The 24417-nt window shown below is 60.8% G+C and carries 27 protein-coding genes; 26 read left to right on the top strand and 1 reads right to left on the bottom strand.

Going from position 1 to position 24417, the window contains the following annotated elements; translation table 11 throughout:
* Nucleotides 1-26 precede the first annotated feature (26 nt).
* The 26 genes from B5M07_RS11000 to B5M07_RS10880 all read left to right on the top strand — a co-directional run bounded on the left by B5M07_RS11000 (nucleotide 27) and on the right by B5M07_RS10880 (nucleotide 23676).
* Complete coding sequence (locus tag B5M07_RS11000; protein ID WP_120351329.1) at nucleotides 27-881, top strand: hydroxymethylglutaryl-CoA lyase; 855 nt, start codon at nucleotides 27-29, stop codon at nucleotides 879-881.
* A 1-nt stretch (nucleotide 882) separates the two neighbouring features.
* Nucleotides 883-1665, top strand: coding sequence for a crotonase/enoyl-CoA hydratase family protein (locus tag B5M07_RS10995; protein ID WP_120351328.1), 783 nt, complete (start codon nucleotides 883-885; stop codon nucleotides 1663-1665).
* A gap of 162 nt (nucleotides 1666-1827) precedes the next feature.
* Nucleotides 1828-2193, top strand: coding sequence for an NADH-quinone oxidoreductase subunit A (locus B5M07_RS10990; protein WP_067263411.1), 366 nt, complete (start codon nucleotides 1828-1830; stop codon nucleotides 2191-2193).
* Nucleotides 2184-2798, top strand: a complete 615-nt coding sequence (locus B5M07_RS10985) for a NuoB/complex I 20 kDa subunit family protein (RefSeq protein ID WP_236627345.1) — start codon at nucleotides 2184-2186, stop codon at nucleotides 2796-2798. Before B5M07_RS10990 ends, B5M07_RS10985 begins: the two co-directional genes overlap by 10 nt.
* A gap of 100 nt (nucleotides 2799-2898) precedes the next feature.
* Nucleotides 2899-3528 (top strand): NADH-quinone oxidoreductase subunit C, encoded by a 630-nt coding sequence (locus B5M07_RS10980; RefSeq protein WP_120351327.1) that lies wholly within the window; start codon nucleotides 2899-2901, stop codon nucleotides 3526-3528.
* Nucleotides 3528-3701 carry a hypothetical protein gene (locus B5M07_RS19450; RefSeq protein ID WP_162931847.1) on the top strand — a complete coding sequence of 58 codons (174 nt, stop codon included), beginning with the start codon at nucleotides 3528-3530 and terminating at the stop codon, nucleotides 3699-3701. The genes B5M07_RS10980 and B5M07_RS19450 overlap by 1 nt, the downstream gene beginning before the upstream one ends.
* On the top strand, nucleotides 3701-4945 hold the full coding sequence (locus B5M07_RS10975) for an NADH-quinone oxidoreductase subunit D (protein WP_067625730.1): 1245 nt from the start codon (nucleotides 3701-3703) through the stop codon (nucleotides 4943-4945). Before B5M07_RS19450 ends, B5M07_RS10975 begins: the two co-directional genes overlap by 1 nt.
* 79 nt (nucleotides 4946-5024) lie before the next feature.
* Nucleotides 5025-6176 carry an NADH-quinone oxidoreductase subunit E gene (locus B5M07_RS10970; protein WP_120351326.1) on the top strand — a complete coding sequence of 384 codons (1152 nt, stop codon included), beginning with the start codon at nucleotides 5025-5027 and terminating at the stop codon, nucleotides 6174-6176.
* Nucleotides 6177-6270: 94 nt separating this feature from the next.
* Nucleotides 6271-7215, top strand: coding sequence for a hypothetical protein (locus B5M07_RS10965; protein WP_120351325.1), 945 nt, complete (start codon nucleotides 6271-6273; stop codon nucleotides 7213-7215).
* Between the two features lie 17 nt (nucleotides 7216-7232).
* Entirely contained in the window at nucleotides 7233-7466 is a 234-nt protein-coding gene (locus tag B5M07_RS10960; protein ID WP_120351324.1) for a DUF5337 domain-containing protein, read from the top strand.
* 5 nt (nucleotides 7467-7471) lie between these two features.
* Nucleotides 7472-8767: an NADH-quinone oxidoreductase subunit NuoF gene (gene nuoF / locus B5M07_RS10955; RefSeq protein WP_067630653.1), complete on the top strand. Its 1296-nt coding sequence runs from the start codon at nucleotides 7472-7474 to the stop codon at nucleotides 8765-8767.
* 139 nt (nucleotides 8768-8906) lie between these two features.
* Nucleotides 8907-9233 (top strand): hypothetical protein, encoded by a 327-nt coding sequence (locus tag B5M07_RS10950; RefSeq protein ID WP_120351323.1) that lies wholly within the window; start codon nucleotides 8907-8909, stop codon nucleotides 9231-9233.
* Between the two features lie 120 nt (nucleotides 9234-9353).
* Entirely contained in the window at nucleotides 9354-9764 is a 411-nt protein-coding gene (locus tag B5M07_RS10945; protein ID WP_067630648.1) for a DUF5333 domain-containing protein, read from the top strand.
* A 4-nt stretch (nucleotides 9765-9768) separates the two neighbouring features.
* Nucleotides 9769-11784 carry an NADH-quinone oxidoreductase subunit NuoG gene (nuoG, locus tag B5M07_RS10940; protein ID WP_120351322.1) on the top strand — a complete coding sequence of 672 codons (2016 nt, stop codon included), beginning with the start codon at nucleotides 9769-9771 and terminating at the stop codon, nucleotides 11782-11784.
* 8 nt (nucleotides 11785-11792) lie between these two features.
* Nucleotides 11793-12164, top strand: a complete 372-nt coding sequence (locus B5M07_RS10935; protein WP_007119502.1) for a hypothetical protein — start codon at nucleotides 11793-11795, stop codon at nucleotides 12162-12164.
* Between the two features lie 6 nt (nucleotides 12165-12170).
* The gene (gene nuoH / locus B5M07_RS10930) at nucleotides 12171-13211 is read left to right on the top strand and encodes an NADH-quinone oxidoreductase subunit NuoH (RefSeq protein ID WP_120351321.1); all 1041 of its coding nucleotides are present in this window, start codon (nucleotides 12171-12173) and stop codon (nucleotides 13209-13211) included.
* Between the two features lies 1 nt (nucleotide 13212).
* Nucleotides 13213-13707 carry an NADH-quinone oxidoreductase subunit NuoI gene (nuoI, locus tag B5M07_RS10925; RefSeq protein ID WP_067630640.1) on the top strand — a complete coding sequence of 165 codons (495 nt, stop codon included), beginning with the start codon at nucleotides 13213-13215 and terminating at the stop codon, nucleotides 13705-13707.
* Entirely contained in the window at nucleotides 13704-14120 is a 417-nt protein-coding gene (locus B5M07_RS10920; protein WP_067630637.1) for a carboxymuconolactone decarboxylase family protein, read from the top strand. The genes nuoI and B5M07_RS10920 overlap by 4 nt, the downstream gene beginning before the upstream one ends.
* On the top strand, nucleotides 14117-14719 hold the full coding sequence (locus B5M07_RS10915) for an NADH-quinone oxidoreductase subunit J (RefSeq protein ID WP_067630634.1): 603 nt from the start codon (nucleotides 14117-14119) through the stop codon (nucleotides 14717-14719). The genes B5M07_RS10920 and B5M07_RS10915 overlap by 4 nt, the downstream gene beginning before the upstream one ends.
* Before the next feature lie 260 nt (nucleotides 14720-14979).
* The gene (nuoK, locus tag B5M07_RS10910; protein ID WP_007119508.1) at nucleotides 14980-15285 is read left to right on the top strand and encodes an NADH-quinone oxidoreductase subunit NuoK; all 306 of its coding nucleotides are present in this window, start codon (nucleotides 14980-14982) and stop codon (nucleotides 15283-15285) included.
* A gap of 4 nt (nucleotides 15286-15289) precedes the next feature.
* Entirely contained in the window at nucleotides 15290-17422 is a 2133-nt protein-coding gene (gene nuoL / locus B5M07_RS10905; protein ID WP_120351320.1) for an NADH-quinone oxidoreductase subunit L, read from the top strand.
* The gene (locus B5M07_RS10900) at nucleotides 17422-18984 is read left to right on the top strand and encodes an NADH-quinone oxidoreductase subunit M (RefSeq protein ID WP_120351319.1); all 1563 of its coding nucleotides are present in this window, start codon (nucleotides 17422-17424) and stop codon (nucleotides 18982-18984) included. The genes nuoL and B5M07_RS10900 overlap by 1 nt, the downstream gene beginning before the upstream one ends.
* A 14-nt stretch (nucleotides 18985-18998) precedes the next feature.
* Nucleotides 18999-20444, top strand: a complete 1446-nt coding sequence (nuoN, locus tag B5M07_RS10895) for an NADH-quinone oxidoreductase subunit NuoN (protein ID WP_120351318.1) — start codon at nucleotides 18999-19001, stop codon at nucleotides 20442-20444.
* A gap of 32 nt (nucleotides 20445-20476) precedes the next feature.
* On the top strand, nucleotides 20477-21208 hold the full coding sequence (locus B5M07_RS10890) for a biotin--[acetyl-CoA-carboxylase] ligase (protein WP_120351317.1): 732 nt from the start codon (nucleotides 20477-20479) through the stop codon (nucleotides 21206-21208).
* A gap of 22 nt (nucleotides 21209-21230) precedes the next feature.
* Entirely contained in the window at nucleotides 21231-22007 is a 777-nt protein-coding gene (locus B5M07_RS10885; protein ID WP_120351316.1) for a type III pantothenate kinase, read from the top strand.
* Nucleotide 22008: 1 nt separating this feature from the next.
* On the top strand, nucleotides 22009-23676 hold the full coding sequence (locus B5M07_RS10880) for a ribonuclease J (RefSeq protein ID WP_067626618.1): 1668 nt from the start codon (nucleotides 22009-22011) through the stop codon (nucleotides 23674-23676).
* Here the strand turns inward: B5M07_RS10880 and B5M07_RS10875 are convergent.
* Complete coding sequence (locus tag B5M07_RS10875; RefSeq protein WP_120351315.1) at nucleotides 23660-24322, bottom strand: hypothetical protein; 663 nt, start codon at nucleotides 24320-24322, stop codon at nucleotides 23660-23662. The genes B5M07_RS10880 and B5M07_RS10875 overlap by 17 nt on opposite strands.
* Between the last annotated feature and the right edge of the window lie 95 nt (nucleotides 24323-24417).

Genomic DNA, 24417 nt, shown 5'->3' with positions numbered 1-24417 from the left:
GCCCATTCAGGGAAGGAGAGCGGCCAATGAGCCTTGGACCATGTGAAATTTTCGAGGTCGGCCCGCGGGACGGTCTGCAGAACGAAAAACGCGAGATTCCCGTGGCCGAAAAGGTCGCGCTGGTGGACAAGCTGAGCGCCGCAGGCTTTGCCCGCATCGAATGCGCCAGTTTCGTCAGCCCGAAATGGGTGCCGCAAATGGCCGGGTCGGGCGAGGTACTGGCGGGAATCACACGGGCCGAGGGCGTGCGCTATGCCGCACTGACGCCGAACATGCGCGGCTATGAGGATGCGCTGGCCGCAAAGGCGGATGAGATCGCCATCTTCGCTTCGGCCTCGGAAGGCTTCAGCCAGAAGAACATCAACGCCAGCATCGAAGAGGCGTTTGAGCGGTTTGCCCCGATCCTTGAAGAGGCGCGGCATGTGGACATGCCGGTGCGGGGCTATGTCTCCTGCGTGGTGGAATGCCCCTATGACGGTAAGGTCGACCCCGGCGCGGTGGCGCGGGTGGCCGACAGGCTCTTTGCGATGGGCTGTTACGAGATTTCCTTGGGCGACACCATCGGCGCGGGCACGCCCGACAGCATCGCGCGGATGCTGCTTTCGGTGCGGGACGTGGTGCCGGCAGGGCGGCTGGCGGGGCACTACCATGACACGCACGGGCGGGCGATGGCCAATATCGACGCCTCGCTGTCGATGGGGCTGCGGGTCTTTGACGCGGCGGTGGGCGGCTTGGGCGGTTGCCCCTATGCGCCCGGCGCGGCGGGCAATGTCGCCACCGAGGCGGTGAACGAACATCTGACGGCGCTTGGCTATGACACCGGCGTCGATCAGGCGGTGGTGCTGGAAGCCGCCGAAATGGCGCGGGCAATGCGAGGCTGACATGTACGAGACTTTGACGATCGAAACCGACGCGCGCGGGGTGGCGACGCTGACCCTGAACCGTCCTGAAAAGCACAATGCGATGTCTGCGCAGATGCTGGCGGACCTGACGGATGCGGCGGGCAAACTGGCCGCCGACGATGCGGTGCGTGTGGTGGTGCTGACCGGGGCGGGCAAATCCTTTTGCGCGGGCGGCGATCTCGGCTGGATGCGCGATCAGGCGGATATGGATGCCGAGACACGCTCGGCCGAGGCGGGCAAACTGGCGACGATGCTGGGCGCGCTCAATGCGCTGCCGAAGCCGGTGATCGGCAAAGTGCAGGGCAATGCCTTTGGCGGCGGGGTCGGCATGGCTTCGGTTTGTGACGTGGCCGTGGGGGTCGATACGCTCAAGATGGGGTTCACCGAGGCCCGGCTGGGCATCATCCCGGCGACGATCGGGCCATACGTTTTGGCGCGGATGGGCGAGGGGCGCGCGCGCCGCGTCTTCATGTCGGCGCGGCTTTTTGGCGCGGCGGAAGCGGTCGATCTGGGGCTGCTGGCCCGTGCCGTTTCGGCGGACGAACTCGACGCGGCGATTGAGGCCGAAGTCGTGCCCTATCTCTCCTGCGCGCCGGGTGCCGTTGCGGCGGCAAAGAAGCTGGCGCAGGACTTGGGTGGAATCGCCACACCAGAAGCGGTGAAAATGTCGATCGACGCGCTCGCGGCACGCTGGGAAACCGATGAGGCCGCCGAGGGAATCGCTGCCTTCTTCGACAAGCGCAAAGCCCCTTGGGTGGTCTAGCTCAAGGCTTTGGCGAAATGGCTCTATTGGGGGCCCGTGGGCGGCATTAACCGGGCTTGGCCCGTTGACCCTACCCACGGGCAGAGTTAAACCCGTTCCAAGTTTGTCTGCGCGGGCTTTTGGCCTTTGCCTCATGCCGCGCACCGCGAAAGGAGCATCCCCTTGGACGACATGCTGCGGGAATACCTGCCCATCCTCGTTTTTCTGGCCGTGGCGATTGGCCTTGGCCTTGTGCTGATCCTCGCCGCTGTGGTCGTGGCCGTGCGCAATCCTGACCCGGAAAAGGTCTCGGCCTATGAATGTGGGTTCAACGCTTTTGATGACGCGCGGATGAAGTTTGACGTGCGTTTCTATCTGGTGTCGATCCTCTTCATCATCTTCGATCTCGAAATCGCCTTTCTCTTCCCTTGGGCCGTGGCCTTTAAAGAGGTGAGCATGGTGGGCTTTTGGTCGATGATGGTGTTCTTGGGCGTGCTGACGGCTGGCTTCGCCTATGAATGGAAGAAGGGAGCGCTGGAATGGCAGTAAATGATGACGCGCTGGTCACCCCGGTGATGGGCGATGGCCACCAAAGCCCGCGGGTGAAATCCGGTGCTTCTGCGCCAGCAGCCTACGGTCAATACGGTGCGGGGCCTGATCCTGAATTCGCGACCCAGAGCCTGAATGCCGAGTTGCAGGACAAGGGTTTCCTGCTGACCTCTACCGAAGACATCATCAACTGGGCGCGCACCGGTTCACTGCACTGGATGACCTTTGGCCTGGCCTGCTGCGCGGTTGAGATGATGCACAGCTCAATGCCACGCTATGACCTTGAGCGTTTCGGGACCGCGCCGCGTGCCTCTCCGCGCCAGTCGGACCTCATGATCGTCGCGGGCACGCTGACCAACAAGATGGCCCCGGCGCTGCGCAAGGTCTACGACCAGATGCCAGAGCCGCGCTATGTGATCTCAATGGGGTCCTGCGCCAATGGCGGCGGGTACTACCACTACAGCTACTCGGTCGTGCGCGGCTGTGACCGGATCGTACCGGTTGATGTCTATGTGCCCGGCTGCCCGCCGACGGCGGAAGCACTGCTTTATGGTATCCTCCAGTTGCAGCGTAAAATTCGCCGCACCGGGACGATTGTGCGCTAAGACAAGGGCCTGCGCCGGATCGGGGCAGGCAGAAGGACAACGCGCCAAAGGCGTGGGACAGTGAGATGGCGTTGATCGGCGCGTGGAAGGAAGATTTGCGATGAGCGAACAACTGCAGGAACTTGGGGCCTATATCGAAGCCAAGCGGCCCGATTGTGTGCTGGGATGGGATGTCACCAAGGGTGAGTTGAACATGGACGTGGCGCTGGCGAATATCGCGGGCCTTGTTGAGTTCCTCAAGGGCGACCCGACCTGCCGTTTCTCGACCTTGGTCGACATCACGGCGGTGGATTATCCGGGCCGTGCGAAACGGTTCGACGTGGTGTATCACTTCCTGTCGATGTACCAAAACCACCGCATCCGCCTGCGCGCTACCGCGCGGGAAAAGGATATGGTGCCGTCAATCACAGGCGTACACCCCAGTGCCGATTGGTTTGAGCGTGAAGTCTTCGACATGTTCGGCATCCTGTTTTCCGGTCACCCGGACCTGCGCCGCATCCTGACCGATTATGGTTTCCGCGGCCACCCGCTGCGCAAGGATTTCCCGACGACGGGCTATACCGAAGTGCGCTATGACGAAGCCGCCAAGCGCGTGGTCTATGAACCGGTGAGCCTTGTGCAGGAATACCGCCAGTTCGATTTCATGTCGCCTTGGGAAGGGGCCGATTACATTCTGCCCGGCGATGACAAATCCGCGCCCGATGGCAATGTGAGCAAGGACGCGAAGTAATGGGCGGGCTGGGCTGGCTGATCCTCTCGGCGCTGACGGCCATTCCAATGGTCAAGCTGCTGCCGTTCTTTGGCATTAATAAATACTGGGCGGCGGCCTGTCTGATCCCGCTGGGCACGATCGCCTTGCTGTGGTGGATGGGCATGAAGCTGCAAGAACTGGAGAAACGGTAATGGACGGCGACATTCGCACAAAAGCCTTTGACGACGGGTCGACCGACTTTGAGTCCGGCGAGCAGAAGATCCGCAACTTCAACATCAACTTCGGCCCGCAACACCCTGCCGCACACGGTGTTCTGCGTCTGGTGCTTGAGCTTGACGGCGAGGTGGTAGAGCGGTGCGATCCGCATATCGGCCTGCTGCACCGTGGCACCGAAAAGCTGATGGAAAGCCGCACCTACCTGCAAAACCTGCCGTATTTCGACCGGCTTGATTACGTGGCACCGATGAACCAAGAGCACGCTTGGTGTCTGGCCATCGAAAAGCTGACCGGCACCGTTGTGCCGCGCCGTGCCTCGCTGATCCGGGTGCTGTTCTGCGAGATTGGCCGCATCCTGAACCACCTTCTCAACATCACCACGCAGGCGCTTGACGTGGGCGCGCTGACCCCGCCGCTTTGGGGTTTTGAAGAGCGCGAAAGCCTGATGATCTTTTACGAGCGGGCCTGTGGCGCGCGTTTGCACGCGGCCTACTTCCGTCCCGGTGGTGTCCACCAAGACCTGCCGCCAGCGCTGCTGGACGATATCGAAACATGGTGCGCGCAATTCCTAACCAAATTCATGGTCGATATCGACGAGCTGCTGACCGAGAACCGGATCTTTAAACAGCGGAACGTCGACATCGGCATCGTCTCCGAGCAGGAAATCCTCGACTACGGCTTCAGCGGCGTCATGGTGCGCGGCTCGGGGCTGGCGTGGGATCTGCGGCGTTCGCAACCCTATGAATGCTATGACGAATTCGACTTCCAAATCCCCGTGGGCAAGAACGGCGACTGCTTTGACCGTTATCTCTGCCGCATGGAAGAGATGCGCCAGTCGACCCACATCATCCAGCAGGCGATCGAAAAACTGCGCGCCCCCGAAGGGCAGGGCGATATCCTCGCCCGTGGCAAGATCACCCCGCCATCGCGCACCGCGATGAAGACCGACATGGAAAGCCTGATCCACCACTTCAAGCTTTACACCGAAGGTTTCCACGTGCCCGAGGGCGAAGTGTATTGTGCGGTCGAAGCGCCAAAAGGCGAGTTTGGTGTCTATCTCGTGGCCGATGGCTCCAACAAACCCTACCGCTCTAAGATCCGCGCGCCGGGCTTCTTGCACTTGCAGGCGATGGACCATGTGGCCAGCGGCCATCAGCTGGCCGATGTGGCCGCGATCATCGGCACCATGGACGTCGTCTTTGGAGAGATCGACCGGTGATGCAGGCCGCATCGCTCCATTTTGAAGAAATTTACGCCGGAGGCGCTTTTGGCCTCCGCCTGACCATAGGTTCGAACTAATGCTCCGCCGTCTACACCCTGACCAGCCCGACAGTTTTGCCTTCACGCCCGCCAACCAAGAATGGGCCGAAGCGCAGATCACCAAATACCCCGAGGGCCGTCAGGCCAGCGCGATTATTCCACTGCTGTGGCGCGCGCAGGAGCAAGAGGGTTGGCTGACCCGTGCGGCGATTGAACATGTCTCGGAAATGCTGGGCATGGCCTATATCCGCGGGCTGGAAGTGGCGACATTCTACTTCATGTTTCAGCTGCAACCTGTTGGTTCCGTGGCACATATCCAAGTTTGCGGCACCACATCCTGCATGATCTGCGGGGCCGAGGATTTGGTCGCCGTCTGCAAAGAACGCATTGCCGCCAAACCGCATGAGTTGTCGGCGGATGGGCGTTTTTCGTGGGAAGAAGTCGAATGCCTTGGCGCGTGCTCCAACGCGCCGATGGCCCAGATTGGCAAAGACTATTACGAAGACCTGACCACCGCGCGGCTCAATGAAATCCTTGATGAGCTGAGCGATGGGCGCGTGCCGGTACCCGGCCCGCAGAACGGGCGCTATGCGTCAGAGCCTTTGGGCGGGTTGACCAGCCTCACGGACCACGAAAGCGGGCGCACGCAATACAACGCCAGCGTGCAGGCTGCGGTGGACATCGGCGATACCGTCAAACGCATCGACGGCACCGAAGTGCCGCTGCTGACCCCGTGGCAAAACCAGCCCGAGGCGCCGCAGCCTGAAACGGTGGAAGAGGTCGAAGCCGAAGAGCCGCGTCCCGCCGAGGGCGAGGCCACCGACAAAACCGGCGTCACCGAACAAGAAGCCGAAGCCACGTCAAAGAGCAAACCACGCTCCAAACGCGACCCCAAGGGCGAGAGTGCCGATGCGGCAAAGGCCGAAACCAGCGCCCCCGCGACGCCTGGCCAAAAGCCCGCCCAGTTGGACGCCCCCCGTGAGGGCGGTGCGGACGACCTGAAAAAGATCAAAGGCGTCGGCCCGAAGCTGGAGCAGATGCTGAACGGCATGGGCTTTTACCACTTTGACCAGATCGCCCAGTGGGGCCCAGAAGAGGTCGCTTGGGTTGATCAGAACCTCGAAGGGTTCAAAGGTCGCGTCAGCCGCGACAATTGGGCAGAGCAGGCCGCGCGCCTCGCCAAAGACTAAAGACGGAGATTTCACAACGGGCCAAGGACGGCACCATTACCACCCCGCAAAGCCATAAGCCGCATCGCCCGCATTAAGGGAGAGAAGGACAGTCATGACGGATATTTCGGAACGAGAGGCCTGCACCAAGCGCTGTTGGTGGCTGGGTTCCGGTGCCGGTTTGCTGGTGGCATTCCTATTGCTGGCCTTTGGCATCTGGGGGCTGTTGATGTCGATCGTGGCCGGTGTGCTGGTGGCGGTGATCGTGGGCTATCTGGCGCTGACCCTGCTGTGCAAAGACGTGCCCGCCGCTGCCCCCCAAGACAGCACGCGCAGCGCGGCGGCTGCATCGGTCGCAGGGGCTTCGACGGCATCGGGAAGCGTTTCTTCTGCTGTGGGTTCAGTCCCCGCGGGGGACGCCGGGATCGGGGCGGCGCGCAAGGCAAGCGCGCCGGTTGAACCCGCTGAAGAAACACCGCCACAGGAGCCGACAGCGCCCGTGGCCGATACTGCTGCCGTTGAGGCGGCACCGGAACAGGTCGCCAAGGCGGAAGAAGCAGTTGCTGTAGTGACGCCCCCGAAGGAGGCCGTCGAAACCCCTTCCGCGCCTTCTAAGGAAACACCGCTTCAGGAGCCGACAGCGCCCGTGGCCGATACCGCTGCCGTTGAAGCCGCACCAGAACAGGTCATCGAGGCCGAAGAAGCGCCCGCTGTTGTGAAGACCCCGCAAGAGGTCGTCGAGGCGCCCGCCGAACCTGCGAAGGCCGAGCCTGCACCAGTGCCCGCGACCGATAGCCATTCTACCGATGGCAAACCCGCGTTGCTCGACGCGCCGCGTGCGGGCGGGGCAGATGACCTTAAGCGGATTGGCGGCATCGGGCCGAAGTTGGAACAGACCCTGAATGAACTGGGCATCTTCCATTTCGATCAGATCGCAGCCCTTCAGGGGGATGAGATCGACTGGGTCGACTCCCGTCTGCGGTTCAAGGGCCGCATCCGACGCGATGATTGGATCGGTCAAGCCAAAGCCTTTGCCAATGACGGCAAGGCGAAAGGTTGACGGGGTAAGAGAGAGACATGAGCGAAGCCGAAGACAGAGCGCTTGCCCGTAAGGGCCGCACCGCAGGGCTGGTCATTGCCGTGACCATGTGTTTGTGGCTGGCCATACAATGGGCGGGCCCGGCGCTTGGCCTGCCGGGGCGCTATGCGCTGCTCTTCGATTTTGCTGCACTGGCCGCGCTTTTCTGGGCGATGGTCGTGATATATCAAATGTGGCAGGCCCGCCGGGCCAGCCGTGAGAACCAAAGGTAGGCATCATGCTTCAGGACAAAGACCGCATTTTTACCAATATCTACGGCATGCATGACCGCACCCTAAAAGGCGCGCAGTCGCGCGGCCATTGGGATGGCACTGCCGGAATCATCCAGAAAGGCCGCGATTGGATCGTGGACCAGATGAAAGCCTCTGGCCTGCGGGGCCGGGGCGGGGCGGGCTTCCCAACGGGGCTGAAATGGTCCTTCATGCCCAAGGAAAGCGATGGCCGCCCGTCCTATCTGGTGGTCAATGCCGACGAATCCGAGCCGGGCACCTGCAAAGACCGCGAGATCATGCGGCACGACCCGCATACGCTGATCGAAGGCTGCCTGATCGCCTCTTTCGCGATGAATGCCCACGCCTGCTATATCTACCTGCGCGGCGAATATATCCGCGAGCGAGAAGCGTTGCAGACTGCGATTGATGAAGCCTATGAGGCTGGTCTGGTGGGCAAGAACGCCTCCAAATCCGGCTGGGACTTCGATATCTATCTGCACCACGGTGCGGGTGCCTATATCTGCGGCGAAGAAACAGCTCTTCTGGAAAGCCTCGAAGGCAAGAAGGGCATGCCGCGCATGAAGCCGCCGTTCCCGGCGGGCGCGGGGCTTTACGGCTGCCCGACCACCGTGAACAACGTCGAATCCATCGCTGTGGTGCCGACCATCCTGCGCCGTGGGCCGGAGTGGTTCGCGGGCTTTGGCCGAGCCAACAACGCGGGCACCAAGCTCTTTGCAATCTCGGGCCACGTCAATAACCCTTGCGTTGTTGAAGAGGCGATGAGCATCGGTTTTGAAGAGCTGATCGAAAAACATTGCGGTGGCATTCGCGGCGGTTGGGACAACCTCAAGGCCGTTATCCCCGGCGGCTCTTCGGTGCCGCTGATCCCCGGCAAAGACATGCGCGACGCGATCATGGATTTTGACTATCTGCGCGAACAACGCTCCGGCCTCGGCACGGCGGCGGTGATCGTGATGGACAACTCGACCGACGTGATCAAAGCGATCTGGCGTTTGTCGAAGTTCTACAAACACGAAAGCTGCGGCCAGTGCACGCCCTGCCGCGAAGGCACCGGCTGGATGATGCGCGTGATGGACCGTCTGGTTTCCGGCGATGCGGAACCCGAAGAGATCGACATGCTGCTCGACGTGACCAAACAGGTCGAAGGCCACACGATCTGCGCGCTTGGCGATGCGGCGGCTTGGCCGATCCAAGGTCTGATCCGCCACTTCCGGGATGAGATCGAAGATCGGATCAAACACAAGCGCACGGGCCGTGTCAGCGCGGTCGCGGCAGAGTGAAACCCTGCGCGGCGGCAGGCCCGATGGCTTGACGCTTGGCGCAGGAGCGGCGATAGCGGGCGCGTGTCAGGCGCGCCCGTCCACAATAGGCGCGGGGGCGGTCGGCAAAGCCGGGCCCATGGCGCAGCGGAGTAGGTCTATGAAATATGCTTTGACGGTTTTGACGGTCAGCGCCCTGCTGGCAGGCTGTGCCAATGATGGCGAGCGTGTTGCCTTTGACGGGCAGTATTTCAGCACTAAGCTGCGCAAGGTGGATGGCCAGCGCGACGTATTTCAGGTGACGGTCAAGGATGCAGGAAAATCCATCGACGGCGCCCGCGCAGCGGCGCGCTATGAGGCGGTGAAATACTGCGTCGGCAACTACGGCAGTTCAGACATCGACTGGACCATAGGCCCCGATGCGCCGACGGGCACGCTGCGGCTTGATGGCGGCGCGCTGACGTTTCAGGGGCGCTGCCCCCAGTGATCGCATCGGCGACATATCGCGGGGCTGCGGCCCAAAGGGGCGGTGATATTGAATATCATAGCCCCCAATCTCCATCTGTCAGACGGGCCGTTCCGGCCCGCTGCATGAAGGAGAATTGATATGCGCACCCTGATGATCGCCGTGATGGGCCTGAGCCTGACCGCCGCCACCGTGACACCGGCAGCCGCCAAACCGCCGCTGCGCGAAGTGGCCGCGATTGACGACGCGCTTTTGGACATGGGCGTGGCCGACATCATCCGGAAAAACTGCCCCGACATCAGCGCGCGGATGCTGCGCGCGGTCAAGATGGCATGGGACTTGAAGGGCAAGGCAGGCGATCTGGGCTACTCCGACGCCGAGATCGACGCCTATATTGATAGTGACGCTGAAAAAGCGCGCATGAGAGCGCGGGGCGCCGCGTTTTTCAAGGCCAAGGGGGTCGATACTTCGGACCCGCAAAGCTATTGTGCGCTTGGACGCGAAGAGATTCAAAAATCGAGCCGGATCGGTTCGTTACTGAAGGCAAAGTGAGCTTATGAGCGATATCCGCAAGATCATCATCGACGGTAAGGAAGTCGAAGTCGAAGGGGCGATGACGCTCATTCAGGCCTGCGAGCAGGTTGGCATCGAGGTGCCGCGCTTCTGTTACCACGAGCGTCTGTCGATCGCCGGTAACTGCCGGATGTGTCTTGTGGAAGTCGTCGGCGGGCCGCCCAAGCCCGCCGCCTCCTGCGCCATGCAGGTGCGCGACCTGCGCCCCGGTCCCGAGGGCCAGCCGCCGGTCGTGAAAACCAACTCGCCCATGGTCAAAAAGGCCCGCGAAGGGGTGATGGAGTTCCTTCTCATCAACCACCCGCTGGATTGCCCGATCTGCGATCAGGGCGGCGAATGCGATCTTCAGGATCAGGCGATGGCCTACGGCGTCGATTTCTCGCGCTACCGCGAGCCGAAGCGGGCGACCGAAGACCTCGATCTCGGCCCGCTGGTCGAGACCCATATGACCCGCTGCATCTCCTGCACCCGCTGCGTGCGCTTCACCACCGAAGTCGCAGGCCAGCACGTCATGGGCCAGACGGGCCGGGGCGAGGATGCAGAGATCACGACCTATCTCGGCTCGTTGATCGACAGCAACCTGTCTGGCAATATCATCGATCTTTGCCCCGTCGGCGCGCTGGTAAGCAAGCCCTACGCCTTTACTGCCCGCCCGTGGGAATTGAGCAAGACCGAGAGCATCGATGTGATGGATGCGCTTGGCTCCAACATCCGCGTGGATACCAAGGGCCGCGAAGTCATGCGCTTTTTGCCGCGCAACCATGACGGTGTGAACGAAGAGTGGATTTCCGACAAGACGCGCTTTGTTTGGGACGGCCTGCGCCGTCAGCGTTTGGACACACCTTACATCCGCGAGAATGGCAAGCTGCGCAAAGCCAGTTGGCCCGAGGCGCTGAATGCCGCAGCCGCTGCGATGAAAGGCAAGAAGCTTGCCGGTCTCGTCGGTGATCTGTCATCGGTCGAAGCCGCCTTTGCGCTGAAAGAACTGATCGAAGGGCAGGGCGGTGTCGTCGAATGCCGCACCGATGGGGCGAAGCTGCCTGCGGACAACCGTTTCGGCTATGTCGGCAACGCGCGGATCGAAGACCTTGATAGCGCCAAGATGATCCAACTGATCGGCTGTAACCCAGCGGTTGAAGCGCCGGTGCTGAACGCGCGCATCCGCAAAGCGTGGAGCAATGGGGCAGAGGTTGGCCTGATCGGAGAAGCCGCTGATCTGACCTACCCGCATCACCATCTGGGCAATGACCGCGCGACCCTCGACAAGCTGATGGGCAGTGATTTCGACGAAGTGCTAGAGCAGCCTTCGGTGATCGTTGTCGGCCAAGGCGCGCTGCGCGAAGCCGATGGCGAAGCCGTGCTGGCGAAGGCGATGGAACTGGCCGAAAAGACCAAGAGCAAGCTGATGATCCTGCACACCGCCGCCGCGCGTGTGGGTGCGATGGATATTGGTGCCACAGCCGAAAACGGCATGGACGACGTGAACGCGGCAGAGGTGATCTATAACCTCGGCGCGGATGAAGTTGAAATCGGTGCTGGGCCCTTCGTGATCTATCAAGGCAGCCATGGCGATCGCGGCGCACACCGCGCCGACATCATCCTGCCGGGTGCGGCCTATACCGAAGAGCCGGGTCTGTTCGTCAACACCGAAGGCCGTCCGCAACTGGCACAGCGCGCCGGGTTCGCGCCCGGTCAGGCCAAGGAAAACTGGGCGATTCTCCGGGCGCTGTCGGCTGAGCTGGGCGCGCAGTTGGGCTATGATTCCATCGCGCAGCTGCGCCGCAAGCTGACAAAGGCCGTACCACATCTGGCTGATGTCGATGTGGTGCCGGAAAACGAGTGGAACGCACTGCCCGCAGGCAAATTGGGCGATGCGTCCTTTGCGCCGACGGTGCGCGACTTCTATCTCTCCAATCCGATCGCACGGGCCAGCCAGTTGATGGCGGAACTTTCGGCTCTGGCCGCCGCGCGCCGGGCCGAGCCGATGGCGGCGGAGTGAGAGCCATGATGCTGGCCCCCTTGATGCTGCTGGCCGCCTGCGAACCGCAGGTGCCGGTGGCCGAGGATTTCATCCCCGACTACAAGGGGGTGGAGACCCAGCTTTTGGATGGTGATTTGGTGCAGTTCAACGTGGCGATGACCAAGGCGTTATCGAACCAAGACGTGTCGGATTACGCCGAATGTGCTGCAGCGCAGTACACGTTGATCCGGGGCTACGGTTTTGCACGTCATGTGCGGACAAATGTCACCGAAGAGGGTGGCATATGGCGGGCAGATGCTGTTTACACAATCTCGCCGAGCCTGCCGAAAGGCTTGAAGACAATTGATGCCGAAGTGACCGCGTTTCAATGCGCGGAACGCGGCATTCCGACGGTGTGAGGACTTATGGCTGATTTCTTTTACAACACCGGGCTGGGCATTGCCCTGCTGACGGTTGGGCAGGTTTTGCTGCTGGTTGTACCGCTTTTGCTGGCGCTGGCCTTCCTCATGTATGCCGACCGCAAGATCTGGGCCGCCGTGATGATGCGCCGCGGCCCCAACGTCGTGGGCGTCTTCGGCCTGCTGCAGAGTTTTGCCGACTTTCTTAAATATATCGTTAAAGAAGTGGTGGTCCCGGCGGGCGCTGACAAGGGGGTCTTCTTCCTTGCGCCGATGATTTCCTTTGTCATGGCGATGATCGCTTGGGCGGTGATCCCCTTTAACGAAGGCTGGATCCTGTCGGACATCAACGTGGCCATCCTCTATGTCTTCGCCGTCTCCTCGCTTGAGGTTTACGGCGTGATCATGGGCGGTTGGGCGTCGAACTCGAAATACCCCTTCCTTGGTTCGCTGCGCTCTGCCGCGCAGATGATTTCCTACGAAGTGTCGATCGGCCTGATCATCATCGGCGTGATCCTCTCGACCGGTTCGATGAACTTCACGTCCATCGTGGCGGCGCAGGATGGCGACTGGGGTCTGTTCAACTGGTACTTCCTGCCGCACTTCCCGATGTTGATCTTGTTCTTCATCTCGGCGCTGGCGGAAACCAACCGCCCACCGTTCGACCTGCCGGAAGCGGAATCGGAACTGGTGGCGGGCTATCAGGTGGAATATTCCTCCACGCCCTTCCTGCTCTTCATGATCGGCGAATTGGTGGCCGTGGTGCTGATGTGCGCGCTGGTGTCGCTGATGTTCTTCGGCGGCTGGCTGTCGCCGGTGCCGTTCCTGCCCGATGGCTTCTTCTGGATGTTCATCAAGATGCTGATGGTCTTCTTCATGTTCTCCATGGTCAAGGCAATCACGCCGCGCTACCGCTATGACCAGCTGATGCGGCTGGGTTGGAAAGTCTTCCTGCCGTTCTCGCTGTTCTGGGTGGTCTTCGTGGCATTCGCTGCAAAATTCGATTGGTTCTGGGGCATCTACGCCCGCTGGACCGTAGGGGGCTGATATGGCGACGACTGACTACACCCGCGCCGCGAAGTATTTCCTGCTGGCAGACTACGCCAAGGCGTTCATGCTGGGGATGCGCTATTTCTTTGCGCCGAAAACGACGCTGAACTACCCGCATGAAAAGGGGCCTCTGTCGCCCCGTTTCCGCGGCGAACACGCGCTGCGCCGTTATCCCAATGGCGAAGAGCGTTGCATCGCGTGCAAACTCTGCGAGGCGATCTGCCCCGCGCAGGCGATCACCATCGACGCCGAAGCACGCGAGGACGGCAGCCGCCGCACCACGCGCTATGACATCGACATGACCAAATGCATCTACTGCGGTTTCTGCCAAGAAGCCTGCCCAGTGGACGCCATTGTCGAAGGCCCGAACTTCGAATTCTCGACCGAGACCCGCGAAGAGCTGTATTACGACAAGGCCAAGCTTTTGGACAACGGCGAACGCTGGGAAGCCGAGATTGCCCGCAACCTTGAGATGGACGCACCTTACCGATGAGTGATCCCAAGAACCCTTTTGATGCGATGATGAAGCAGGCGCAGGAAATGGCGAAAGCCTTTCCAGCGATGGATGCTTTTTCGCCCAAAGGGTTCGAGGCGATGATGGGCACGATGCCGAAGGACATGATGGACTTCTGGTTCGGCGACACCGTGAACAAGGGCGGGCTGGACGCGCGGACGCGGCTGCTGCTTACCCTCGCGGGGCTGACCATGCAGGGCGCGCAGAATGATATGGCCCTCCGCCAGACCGTGCGCCACGCACGTGAGGCGGGAGCCACCAAACAACATATCGTCGAGACGATTAGCCAGATGTCGGTCTTTGCCGGGCTGCCGGCGATGACACGGGCGCTGGAACTGGCGCAGTCGGTTCTTGACGAAGAAAAAGATACCAAGAAGGAAGACGGCGCATGACGGTCTTTTCATTTTACCTCTTCGCGATCAGCGTCATCACCGGCGGACTGTTCACGGTGATCAGCCGCAATCCGGTGCATTCGGTGCTCTGGCTGATCCTGTCCTTCCTCTCGGCGGCGGGGCTTTTCGTGCTGCTGGGGGCGGAGTTCGTGGCGATGCTGCTGGTCATCGTTTACGTCGGCGCGGTGGCGGTGCTGTTCCTCTTCGTCGTGATGATGCTCGACGTGGACTTCGCCGAGCTAAAGGCCGAAATGGCGCGCTATATGCCGCTGGCGCTGCTGATCGCTTTGGTGATCTTGATGCAATTTGTCATGGCCTTTGGTGCATGGGAGCAGAGTGCGGCTGCGGAGAGCCTGCGGGCCAATGCGATCGATCCGGCGCGGTTCAATACCGAAGCGCTTGGGCTGCTGCTCTATGATCGTTACTTCCTGCTGTTCCAACTGGCGGGCCTGATCCTGCTGGTGGCGATGATCGGGGCAATTGTGCTGACTCTGCGGCACCGCAAGGACGTGAAACGCCAAGACGTGGTGGCGCAGATGATGCGCGACCCGGCCAAGGCGATGGAACTGCGCGACGTGAAGTCTGGGCAGGGCCTGTAAACACCGGAATTTTTTAAAAATTCCGTAGCCGTTTTCTTTGAATGAAAACGACTGAACCAAAGAGAAAAGGGACGTCGAAATGTCGAGAGCAACAATCGTGGTACTGGTCGTGGTGTTGATCGTCGTGTTTTTCGGTGGCCGCAGCTTTATCGGCTAAAGCCTCGGCAATCCCGGTGGCAGCCGGGGCAAAGTGATACTAAAAGCCCCATCAAATGGGGCGCGACCAAAGCCCATCAAAGGGCGGGAACGTAAGGGACGACATGATCGGACTTGAGCATTACCTGACAGTGGCGGCGACGCTGTTTGTCATCGGCATCTTCGGGCTATTCCTGAACCGCAAGAACGTGATCATCCTGCTGATGAGCATCGAATTGATGCTGCTCGCGGTGAACATCAACCTCGTTGCCTTCTCCAGTTTCCTTGGTGATTTGACGGGGCAGGTGTTCACACTCTTCGTGCTCACCGTCGCTGCGGCGGAGGCTGCCATCGGCCTCGCCATTCTGGTCTGTTTCTTCCGCAACCGTGGCTCGATCGCGGTGGAAGATGTCAACGTGATGAAGGGCTGAGGCAATGGAAACCACGATCCTATTCGCCCCGCTTGTGGGTGCCATCCTCTGCGGTTTCGGCTGGAAGATCATCGGTGAGAAGGCCGCCCAGTGGACCGCCACGGGGCTGCTGTTCCTTGCCGCCTTCCTCTCTTGGGTGGTGTTCCTGACGCTGGACGGTCCGACCGAGCAAATCCAGATCCTGCGCTTTATCGAGAGCGGCACGCTGAGCACCGATTGGGCGATCCGCATGGACCGTTTGACCGCGCTGATGCTGATCGTCATCACCACGGTATCGAGCCTCGTTCACCTCTACTCCTTCGGCTACATGGCCCACGATGAGAACTTCCGCGATAACGAGAGCTATCGCCCCCGGTTCTTCGCCTATCTGTCGTTCTTTACCTTCGCGATGTTGATGCTGGTCACAGCCGACAACCTCGTGCAGATGTTCTTTGGTTGGGAGGGCGTCGGTGTCGCCTCCTACCTGCTGATCGGTTTCTACTTCCGCAAGCCGTCGGCCAATGCCGCGGCGATGAAAGCCTTTGTCGTCAACCGGGTGGGGGACTTTGCTTTCCTGCTGGGCATCTTCGGCCTCTATATGCTGACGGACTCGATCCGCTTTGACGATATCTTTGCCGCAGCGCCCGACTTGGCTGAGCAGACGGTGACTTTCCTATGGAACGATTGGAACGCGGCGAACCTGATCGCCTTCCTGCTCTTCCTCGGCGCGATGGGTAAATCGGCGCAATTGTTCCTGCACACATGGCTTCCCGACGCGATGGAAGGCCCGACCCCGGTGTCGGCGCTGATCCACGCGGCGACCATGGTGACCGCGGGTGTTTTCCTTGTCTGCCGCATGTCGCCGGTGATGGAATTCGCACCCGAAGCGATGGCCTTTGTCACGGTGATCGGCGCGACGACCGCCTTTGTCGCGGCGACCATCGGCCTTGTGCAAACCGACATCAAACGTGTGATTGCCTATTCGACCATGTCACAGCTTGGTTATATGTTCGTGGCGGCTGGCGTCGGCATGTACTCGGCGGCGATGTTCCACCTGTTCACCCACGCCTTCTTTAAGGCGATGCTGTTCTTGGGCGCGGGCTCGGTCATTCACGCGATGCACCATGAGCAAGACATGACCAACTACGGCGGTCTGCGTAAGAAAATCCCCTATACTTTCTGGGCGATGATGATCGGCACATTGGCGATCACCGGTGTTGGCATCCCGCTGACGCATATCGGTTTCGCGGGCTTCCTGTCGAAAGACGCGATCATCGAAAGCGCTTGGGGCGGTGGGTCAATGTATGGCTTCTGGATGTTGGTGATCGCTGCGGCGATGACGAGCTTCTACAGCTGGCGCCTGATTTTCCTCACGTTCTTCGGAAAACCGCGTGGCAACAAGCACACGCATGAGCACGCCCACGAGAGCCCGATGGTCATGCTGATCCCGCTTGGCGTTCTGGCGCTCGGCTCGGTCTTTGCTGGGATGGTTTGGTACGGCAGCTTCTTTGGCCATGCAGATCAGGTTGGCAAATTCTACGGCATCCCGATGGCTGAAATGGCCGAAGGCGGCGACGCCCATGTCGAAGGGGCCGAGGATGACCACGGTGCCACTGGCCCGGCCGACGGTGATCATGGAGCCGACGCTTTGGTCGAAGGCCAGCAGGACGCGGGCGCGCATCACGAAGCCTTTGGCGGTGCACCGGGTGAGGGGGCGCTTTACTTTGCGCCCGACAACCACGTGCTGGATGACGCGCACGCCGCCCCGACTTGGGTTAAGGTCTCGCCCTTTATCGCGATGCTGGCCGGTCTGGTCATGGCCCTGTGGTTCTATATCTGGAGCCCGACCGTCCCGGGACGTTTGGCGGCAAACCAACGCCCGCTTTACCTGTTCCTGAAAAACAAATGGTACTTTGATGAGGTTTACGACGTGATTTTCGTGCGTCCCGCCAAAACGATCGGCCGGTTCCTGTGGAAACGCGGCGATGGCACTGTGATCGATGGCACGCTCAATGGCGTCGCCATGGGGATCATCCCCTTCTTCACCCGCCTCGCGGGTAAGGCACAGACGGGCTATATCTTCACCTATGCCTTCGCCATGGTGATCGGCATCGCCGTTCTGGTGACATGGATGACGATGAGCGGAGGAGCGAACTGATGGATACGCATCTGCTTTCAATCATCACATTCATTCCGGCCTTCGCTGCACTGATCCTCGCGGTCTTCTTGCGGGGCGACGATGCCGCTGCCGGGCGCAACGCGAAATGGTTGGCCTTCATCACCACGACGGTCACCTTCCTGATCTCGCTTTTTGTGCTCTTTGATTTTGACCCGTCCAACACCGACTTCCAATTCGTGGATGAGGCCGATTGGCTGCTCGGTCTGAAGTATCGCCTTGGCGTTGACGGCATCTCGATCCTCTTCGTGATGCTGACCACCTTCATGATGCCGCTGGTCATTGCAGCAAGCTGGAATGTCGAGCACCGTGTCAAAGAATACATGATCGCTTTCCTGCTCTTGGAAACGCTGATGCTTGGCGTGTTCATGGCGCTGGACTTGGTGCTGTTCTACCTGTTCTTCGAGGCCGGTCTGATCCCGATGTTCCTGATCATCGGCATCTGGGGCGGCAAAGAGCGTATCTACGCGAGCTTCAAGTTCTTCCTCTATACCTTCCTCGGCTCGGTGCTGATGCTGGTTGCGATGGTAGCGATGTTTACCGAAGCGGGCACAACCTGCATCGGCGGCTGTGAAATCAGCCTGCTCACGCATAACTTCGGGTCCGAGAACTTTGAGCTTCTGGGCATCCAAGTCGTTGGCGGCATGCAGACACTGATGTTCCTCGCCTTCTTTGCCAGCTTCGCGGTCAAGATGCCGATGTGGCCAGTGCACACATGGCTGCCCGACGCACACGTTCAGGCCCCGACGGCGGGTTCTGTGGTGCTGGCGGCGATCCTGCTGAAAATGGGCGGCTACGGCTTCCTGCGCTTCAGCTTGCCGATGTTCCCCGTCGGGTCCGAGGTGATGACGCCGCTGATCCTGTGGATGTCGGCCATTGCCATCGTCTATACCTCGCTAGTGGCGCTGGTGCAGCAGGACATGAAAAAGCTGATCGCCTATTCCTCGGTCGCACACATGGGTTTCGTGACCATGGGCATCTTTGCGGCGAACCAGCAGGGGATTGATGGCGCGATTTTCCAGATGATCAGCCACGGCTTCATCTCTGGCGCGCTCTTCCTCAGCGTTGGCGTGATCTATGACCGGATGCACACCCGTGACATTGACGCCTATGGCGGTCTGGTGAACCGGATGCCCGCCTATGCACTGGTCTTTATGTTCTTCACCATGGCGAACGTGGGCCTGCCGGGCACATCCGGTTTCGTGGGGGAATTCCTGACGCTGATGGCGACCTTCCAAGTGAACACTTGGGTGGCGGCAGTGGCGACCACGGGCGTGATCTTTTCGGCGGCCTACGCGCTGTGGCTCTATCGCCGCGTGGTGATGGGCGACCTGATCAAAGAAAGCCTCAAGGCGATCACCGACATGACCGCACGTGAGAAATGGATCATTGCGCCGCTGGTAGCGATGACCCTGATCCTGGGCGTCTATCCGGCGCTGGTGCTGGATATGATCGGGCCGTCGGTGGCTGCTCTCGTTGACAATTACGACATGGCGCTGGAGGCGGCTGATACCGCTGTGCAGACCGCCGATGCCTCGCATTAAGAAGGACTTGGCGCATGATATCCGCTGATCTGAACATCATTCTGCCCGAGATCGTCCTTGCGGGGTTTGCCCTGCTTGGCCTTCTTGGCGCGGTCTATACGTCGAAAGACAAGGCCGCCGGGGTGCTCGTCTGGGTGACCGCGGTGGTGATGGTGCTGCTGGCTGCTTGGGTGGCCATGTCCGGCGACGGCACCACCAACATCGCCTTCCACGGCATGTTCATCGACGACAGCTTTGCGCGCTTTGCGAAAGTGGCGATCCTGCTCTCGGCGGCGGCTGTCTTGGTCATGTCCGAAAGCTATATGAAACTGCGCGGTTTGCTGCGGTTTGAATATCCGATGCTGGTTTCGCTCGCCGTGGTCGGCATGATGATGATGGTCAGTGCAGGCGACCTGATGGCGCTCTACATGGGGTTGGAGCTGCAATCGCTAGCGCTCTATGTCGTGGCATCGCTGCGCCGCGACTCGGTCAAATCCACAGAGGCGGGCCTCAAGTATTTCGTGCTCGGCGCGCTTAGCTCGGGCCTGCTGCTCTATGGTGCGTCGCTCGTTTATGGCTACGCCGGGACCACGCTTTTCGCGGGCATCATCACCACGGCGCAAACCGGCGGCACCTCGCTCGGGCTGCTCTTTGGTCTGGTCTTCCTGATTTCGGGCCTTGCCTTCAAAGTTTCGGCCGTGCCGTTCCACATGTGGACACCGGACGTATACGAAGGTGCGCCCACCCCGATCGCGGCTTTCTTTGCCACAGCGCCAAAAGTCGCCGCCATGGGCCTGTTCGCACGGGTCATGCATGACGCCTTTGGCCAGATCGTCAGCGATTGGAGCCAGATCGTGGCGCTTCTGTCGGTGCTGTCGATGTTCTTCGGCTCTGTCGCCGCGATTGGTCAGACCAACATCAAGCGTCTGATGGCCTTTTCGTCGATTGCCCACATGGGCTATGCGCTGATGGGCTTGGCTGCGGGCACCGCCTTTGGCGTGCAGGCGATGCTGGTCTATATGGCGATCTATGTCACCATGAACCTCGGCACCTTTGCCTTCATCCTGCTGATGCAGAAAGACGGCGCGCCGGTGACCGATATCACCCTGCTCAATATGTATGCCAAGACCAATCCGGGCCGGGCGCTGGCGATGCTGGTGCTGCTGTTCAGCCTGGCGGGCGTGCCGCCGATGCTGGGTTTCTTCGGCAAGTTCTATGTGCTGCGCGCGGCGTATGAGGCCAATATGGCATGGCTCGCTGTGGCGGGCGTAATCGCCAGTGTGATCGGCGCTTATTATTACCTGCGGATCGTCTTTTACATGTACTTCGGCGAAGAGCGCTCTGACACGCTGGATCATCAGAACGGCGGCGTGCTGACCGTGGTGTTGATGGCCTCAGCTGTAATCATGATCGTCGGCATCGCGAATATGTTCGGTGTCGAGGGCATGGCCGCCTCGGCTGCGGCGTCGCTGGTGAACTGAGCGGTGCGGCGGACGATCGCCCGGACCAGCGCATGAGCCACTGGCCGGAAGGCTATGGCCGGCGCGTCTATGACACGCTCGATTCCACCCTCTCAGAGGCGGCGCGGTTACAGCATGAGCTGACCGCGCCGACTTGGATTCTCGCACTGGAGCAAACCGCCGCCCGGGGCCGCCGGGGCCGCAGTTGGACCACGCCGCGCGGCAATTTCGCGGCCACACTGATGATGCCGCGCAAAGAGCCGCCCGGCGTCGCCGCGCTGCGGTCCTTCGTGACCTCGCTGGCACTTTACCGCTCTTTCGTCGGGGTTACCGGGCGCGAGGATGCCTTTGCCCTAAAATGGCCGAACGATGTGCTCCTGCGAGGCGGCAAGGTGGCGGGTATCCTGCTCGAAAGTGTGGGCGACCATCTGGCCATCGGCATCGGCGTGAACCTTGCTCATGGGCCCGAGGCCAGCACGCTGGAAGCCCGCGCCCTGCCAGCGGTGACACTGCGTGAGGCGGGGGGCAATGTGAGCGCCGAGGATTTTCTCGACGTGCTTGCGCGGGAATATGCCGGTCTCGAAGAGCAGTTCACGACCTATGGTTTCAGCACAATCCGCAGCGCATGGCTCGCCCATGCCGCGCGGCTCGGAGAGGTCATCACCGCCCGCACCATGCGCGATGAGATCACCGGGGTTTTCGAAGATGTAGACGGCGCAGGCAATCTGATCCTGCGCACCCGCGACGGCGCGGTGCCCATCACCGCAGCGGATGTGTTTTTCTAAAATCTGGGGGAGGGGAGGCACCATGCTTCTGGCAATCGACTGCGGCAATACCAATACCGTGTTCTCTATCTGGGACGGGGAAGAGTTTATCGCCACTTGGCGCACCTCGACCGAATGGAAACGCACGGCGGATCAATATTACGTCTGGCTTAACACGCTGATGCGGCTGCAAAATATCGACGCCGACATCACCGATATGATCATCAGCTCAACCGTGCCACGGGTGGTGTTCAACCTGCGCGTTCTTGCGGATCGCTACTTTCACACGCGCCCTTTCGTGGTGGGCAAACCCGGTTGCGCGCTGCCCATCGACGTGCGCGTGGACGCGGGCACGCAGGTCGGGCCCGACCGTTTGGTGAACACCGTGGCAGGCTATGACCTTTATGGCGGTGACCTGATCGTGGTGGACTTCGGCACTGCCACGACCTTTGACGTGGTGGCCGATGATGGGGCTTATATCGGCGGCGTGATCGCGCCGGGGGTGAACCTCAGCCTAGAGGCGCTGCATAGCGCCGCCGCGGCCTTGCCGCATGTCGATATTTCCAAACCGCCGCATGTCATCGGCACCAATACGGTGGCCTGCATGCAGTCTGGTGTCTTTTGGGGTTATGTCGGACTGGTTCGTGAGATATGTGAGCGCATAAGGGCGGAACGTGCAAGACCCATGCGCGTTATCGCCACGGGGGGTCTGGCACCGCTGTTTCAGCAGGCAGTCGACCTGTTCGATGATTATCAAGATGAACTCACGATGCACGGCCTGACCGTGATCCACGATTATAATAAGGACAAAGCTGAATAATATGAGCAGCGAACGATTTATCTATCTGCCCCTCGGTGGGGCGGGTGAAATTGGCATGAACGCCTATGTCTACGGTTACGGCAAGCCCGGTAAAGAACGGCTGATCGTCGTCGACATCGGTGTGGCCTTTCCGGACATGGACAGCACGCCGGGCGTGGACCTGATCCTGCCCGACATCTCTTGGCTGAAGAAGCGTCGCGATCAGATCGAAGCGATCTTTATCACCCACGCCCACGAAGACCACATTGGCGCCATCGCGCATTCCTATGAGGTGCTGAAAGCGCCGATCTATGCGCGCGCCTTTACCGCCAATATCGCCCGTCGGAAGATGTCTGAACACGGCCACCCCGAAGATGCGGTCACCACGGTAAGCGCATGGCCAGAGCAGATCACCGCAGGCCCGTTCAAAGTGGGCTTCCTGCCGATCTCGCATTCGATTCCTGAATCCTCGGCCATGGTCATCGACACGCCCGAGGGGCGCACGATCCACTCCGGCGACTTCAAGATCGACCGCACGCCCGGCGTCGGCGAAGCCTTCGACGACGCACTCTGGGCAGAGGTCTGCAAGGATGGCGTCAATGCGCTGATCTGCGACAGCACCAATGTCTTCTCCGCTCATCCCGGCCGCTCGGAAGCGACCGTTGGGCCAGAGATCGAAAAGCTGGTGAGCAGTGCCGAGGGCATGGTCGTCGCCACGACCTTTGCCTCCAACGTCGCGCGGGTCAAAACGCTGGCAGAGGCGGGTGCACGGGCAGGGCGGTCGATCGTTCTGCTGGGGCGTGCGATGAACCGCATGGTCGAAGCCTCGATCCAGACCGGTGTGATGACAGACTTTCCGCCTGTCATCTCTCCCGAAAATGCCCGGGCGATTCCGCGCGAGAACCTGATGCTGCTGGTCACCGGCAGCCAAGGTGAACGCCGCGCGGCCTCTGCGCAACTGGCACGGGGGAAGTATCAGGGCATCGAGTTGAAAGAGGGCGATCTGTTCCTCTTTTCGTCGAAGACCATCCCGGGCAATGAGCGCGGCGTGATCGGCATCATCAACCAGTTCTCTGAAAAGGGTGTGGATGTGGTGGATGATTCCTCGGGTCTCTACCACGTGTCGGGCCACGCGAACCGCCCTGACCTTGAGACGCTGCATGCGATCGTCAAACCGCAGGTTCTGATCCCGATGCACGGCGAGCACCGTCACCTGCGCGAGCATGTGAAGATTGCCAATGCCAAGGGCATCACCGGCGTGTTGGCCGTGAACGGTATGATGATCGACCTGTCGGGCAACAAGCCCAAGGTGGTTGAACATGTCGACACGGGCCGCATGTATCTGGACGGGTCGGTTCAAGTCGGCGCGCTGGATGGTGTGATCCGCGACCGTATCCGCATGGCGCTGAACGGCCATGCCACCGTGACCATGATTTTGGATGCGGATGATGAGCCCTTGGGCGAGCCTTGGGTTGATCTGATGGGTCTGCCGGAGACAGGCCGGTCCAATGCACCGCTTGTGGATGTGCTGGAACAAGACCTCAGCCAGTGGCTGAACCGTCAGAAAGCCGCCACCCTGCGGGATGACGACAAGCTGAACGACGGTCTGAAAAAGGTCGCACGTCAGTCGTCTTATGACGAAATCGGCAAGAAACCCGAAGTCACCGTGGTGGTCAGCCGTCTGAGCTGACCTCCTCCCCACCGCTGCACATATAGACCGCGCCGCCCACTGCGACCACGCTTACCCCCGTGGCCGCAAGGGCGGCGGGGGTCGATAGCGCGGTGGCCAGCGTCGTGCCTGTAGTCGCCAGATTGGCGCTCAGTGCAGATGCCCCTCCCGTCAAAATGAAGGCCCCGGATTTATGCGCCACGGCGCGTAGGTTGTCCGGCTGGCTGATGGTGTCGACCGCGGATCGTGCGATGTTCTTGCTGATCTCGACGGTCTCTTCCTTGGTGGTGTTCACCCGTTCGCAAAAGGTCTTTTTGCAATAGCCGCGATAGTTCCGCGCGCCGGGGATCAGGAAATGCCCATCCTCGGGCGTGGCGGTCAGGCAGTAGCCGTCGATCTGGTCGAGCGGCACAGTGGTGGCAAGGTAGTCGAACAGCACCCCGCTGTCACAGGCGGGTGGGGCGCCCCAAAGGCTGCTCCATTTCCGCGCGGGCCAATTTATCAGCCGTTCGCGGGCGCCGACTTCCTCGGCGAAATTGGCGAAATTCTCGGCCTCTACGACAACTTCGGCGCCGTTGACCTCGGCCCGGCAGCGCTCGGCGCTGGCGGGGGCAGAGATAAGGGCGGTCAGGGCAAGGGTGAGGGCGAAGAGAGCAGGGCGCAGCATGATGGTCCTATCTGAGAGGTTTCCCCTCACATAGCACAGATGAAAAAGCCGCCAATCCCGGCAGGGATCAGCGGCGAATTCATGCCCGCGTGGGG

This window comes from Sulfitobacter sp. D7 (assembly GCF_003611275.1).
GTDB classification, from domain to species: Bacteria; Pseudomonadota; Alphaproteobacteria; order Rhodobacterales; family Rhodobacteraceae; genus Sulfitobacter; species Sulfitobacter profundi.
This window is presented reverse-complemented; position numbering and strand designations above follow the sequence as displayed.

Coding starts and splice junctions, on each gene's coding strand:
- B5M07_RS11000 (WP_120351329.1), top strand. CDS start 27: ATGAGCCTTGGACCATGTGAAATTTTCGAGGTCGGCCCGCGGGACGGT.
- B5M07_RS10995 (WP_120351328.1), top strand. CDS start 883: ATGTACGAGACTTTGACGATCGAAACCGACGCGCGCGGGGTGGCGACG.
- B5M07_RS10985 (WP_236627345.1), top strand. CDS start 2,184: ATGGCAGTAAATGATGACGCGCTGGTCACCCCGGTGATGGGCGATGGC.
- B5M07_RS10980 (WP_120351327.1), top strand. CDS start 2,899: ATGAGCGAACAACTGCAGGAACTTGGGGCCTATATCGAAGCCAAGCGG.
- B5M07_RS19450 (WP_162931847.1), top strand. CDS start 3,528: ATGGGCGGGCTGGGCTGGCTGATCCTCTCGGCGCTGACGGCCATTCCA.
- B5M07_RS10975 (WP_067625730.1), top strand. CDS start 3,701: ATGGACGGCGACATTCGCACAAAAGCCTTTGACGACGGGTCGACCGAC.
- B5M07_RS10970 (WP_120351326.1), top strand. CDS start 5,025: ATGCTCCGCCGTCTACACCCTGACCAGCCCGACAGTTTTGCCTTCACG.
- B5M07_RS10965 (WP_120351325.1), top strand. CDS start 6,271: ATGACGGATATTTCGGAACGAGAGGCCTGCACCAAGCGCTGTTGGTGG.
- B5M07_RS10960 (WP_120351324.1), top strand. CDS start 7,233: ATGAGCGAAGCCGAAGACAGAGCGCTTGCCCGTAAGGGCCGCACCGCA.
- nuoF (WP_067630653.1), top strand. CDS start 7,472: ATGCTTCAGGACAAAGACCGCATTTTTACCAATATCTACGGCATGCAT.
- B5M07_RS10950 (WP_120351323.1), top strand. CDS start 8,907: ATGAAATATGCTTTGACGGTTTTGACGGTCAGCGCCCTGCTGGCAGGC.
- B5M07_RS10945 (WP_067630648.1), top strand. CDS start 9,354: ATGCGCACCCTGATGATCGCCGTGATGGGCCTGAGCCTGACCGCCGCC.
- nuoG (WP_120351322.1), top strand. CDS start 9,769: ATGAGCGATATCCGCAAGATCATCATCGACGGTAAGGAAGTCGAAGTC.
- B5M07_RS10935 (WP_007119502.1), top strand. CDS start 11,793: ATGCTGGCCCCCTTGATGCTGCTGGCCGCCTGCGAACCGCAGGTGCCG.
- nuoH (WP_120351321.1), top strand. CDS start 12,171: ATGGCTGATTTCTTTTACAACACCGGGCTGGGCATTGCCCTGCTGACG.
- nuoI (WP_067630640.1), top strand. CDS start 13,213: ATGGCGACGACTGACTACACCCGCGCCGCGAAGTATTTCCTGCTGGCA.
- B5M07_RS10920 (WP_067630637.1), top strand. CDS start 13,704: ATGAGTGATCCCAAGAACCCTTTTGATGCGATGATGAAGCAGGCGCAG.
- B5M07_RS10915 (WP_067630634.1), top strand. CDS start 14,117: ATGACGGTCTTTTCATTTTACCTCTTCGCGATCAGCGTCATCACCGGC.
- nuoK (WP_007119508.1), top strand. CDS start 14,980: ATGATCGGACTTGAGCATTACCTGACAGTGGCGGCGACGCTGTTTGTC.
- nuoL (WP_120351320.1), top strand. CDS start 15,290: ATGGAAACCACGATCCTATTCGCCCCGCTTGTGGGTGCCATCCTCTGC.
- B5M07_RS10900 (WP_120351319.1), top strand. CDS start 17,422: ATGGATACGCATCTGCTTTCAATCATCACATTCATTCCGGCCTTCGCT.
- nuoN (WP_120351318.1), top strand. CDS start 18,999: ATGATATCCGCTGATCTGAACATCATTCTGCCCGAGATCGTCCTTGCG.
- B5M07_RS10890 (WP_120351317.1), top strand. CDS start 20,477: ATGAGCCACTGGCCGGAAGGCTATGGCCGGCGCGTCTATGACACGCTC.
- B5M07_RS10885 (WP_120351316.1), top strand. CDS start 21,231: ATGCTTCTGGCAATCGACTGCGGCAATACCAATACCGTGTTCTCTATC.
- B5M07_RS10880 (WP_067626618.1), top strand. CDS start 22,009: ATGAGCAGCGAACGATTTATCTATCTGCCCCTCGGTGGGGCGGGTGAA.
- B5M07_RS10875 (WP_120351315.1), bottom strand. CDS start 24,322: ATGCTGCGCCCTGCTCTCTTCGCCCTCACCCTTGCCCTGACCGCCCTT.